2 protein-coding genes are annotated in these 1458 nt (G+C 51.3%); both read right to left on the bottom strand.

Annotation, left to right across the window (positions count from 1 at the left end):
• On the bottom strand, positions 1-571 hold a 571-nt coding region (locus AWU74_RS05510; RefSeq protein ID WP_438816359.1), incomplete at its 3' end, for a GHMP family kinase ATP-binding protein.
• Positions 565-1458 (bottom strand): glycosyltransferase family 4 protein (locus tag AWU74_RS05515; protein ID WP_162504879.1); only part of this gene is annotated, 894 nt, incomplete at its 5' end. The genes AWU74_RS05510 and AWU74_RS05515, both read right to left, overlap by 7 nt.

A 1458-nucleotide genomic window follows, 5' to 3' on the forward strand; every position in this document is an offset into this window, starting at 1 on the left:
TTTCGTCCCCGTAAAACTCCATAAAGTTGAATCCGCCGAATGTCGCCGCGTACTGGTCCTGCTTGCCGCCCGCCAGCTTCAAATCTTCCCGCTCGACCCGGTATGCAAACGACGCGATATCGTACTCGCCGAGCGGCAGATTGAGCCACTCCACAAACGCCTTGATAATGGCGACCACCATTGTTGACGACGACCCAAGTCCCGACCCCGCCGGCGCGTCGGAATACGTCGTCATGGCGAATGAAAGCGGCTTTCCGCCGTTGTAGTCGGCGACAATCCGGTTATAGATTCCGGTATGCAAAGGCAGCGCGGGGGACACCGGCAGAACGCTCGCCGCCTCATAGGTTTCGGTTTTGTCAAAATCTGCAGCATTAAACACAACTTTGCCGCCCCCGCACGATTCGGCAGGAGCGCCTGATTTCGGCAAATCGGCTGGCTCCAGAATGCAATACGCATACATATCGACTGTAGCGTTGAGCACATAGCCGCCGTATGTGTCGTAATACGCGGCAATATCGGTACCGCCGCCGGCAAGTCCCAGCCTGAGCGGCGCTTTTGAACGAATCAGCACGTTTCTACCTCTTTTATCATATCGTATACGTGCCGAGCCGCTGTATCGTATGAATATTTTGCAAGAATCGCGTCCGGCGGCTCGACCGGCTGCTGCAAAAGTTCGTCAAGGTCGACACCGATATCAAACGGGTCGATATAATGCGCCGTGTTTCCGTAGATTTCGGGCAGGCTTGCCGCCTTTGCCACGATGATTTTTGCCCCGCACGAAAGCGCCTCAAGCGGCGTAAGCCCGAATCCCTCATAGTAAGAGGGCAGAAGGAACGCCTTGCATTTTTCCATAAGCGCCTTGACTTTCGCGTCGTCAATATAACCCAAAAGCACGATATTTGATAGCGCAGACGCATCGGCAAGCTCCGTCTCCTGCACCGTAGGAAGACTTTCGCCCGAAAGCGCAAAAAGCGCGTCGGGGTGTTTTGCGGCATATGTGATAATCCACTTGCTGTTTTTCCGCTTTGAAAGGCTTCCGAGCGAAAAATAAAAAGGCTTTGAAAGCGCCGGAAAGCGGTCAAACACGGAATAATCGGCGCGAACAGCCTTGAAATGATTCCAGCTGCTATAAATAACCGAAATACGGCAGGGGTTAATGCGATATGTTTCCGCGATTTGTTTTTTGCTGAAATGCGAGACCGTTACAATCCGTTTTGCTTTTCTCGCAATCAGCCGGTACTGCCATTTATTGTATAAACGGATGATTTTATCGCGCGTTGTTACGAAATCTTTGGGGAAAAACTCGCAGTAAATATCGTGCAAAAACACGATTCCCGGCGCAAAGGGTAAACAGGTGTTGCCGAATTCCAGAACCGTGTACTGCCTATGGGCAAGCAAAAACGATTGCAGCGTTATCATTTGCCACCACAGGTGTGATTTTATTTTTTTATAGTGAAT

The organism is Treponema endosymbiont of Eucomonympha sp., from assembly GCF_001028545.1.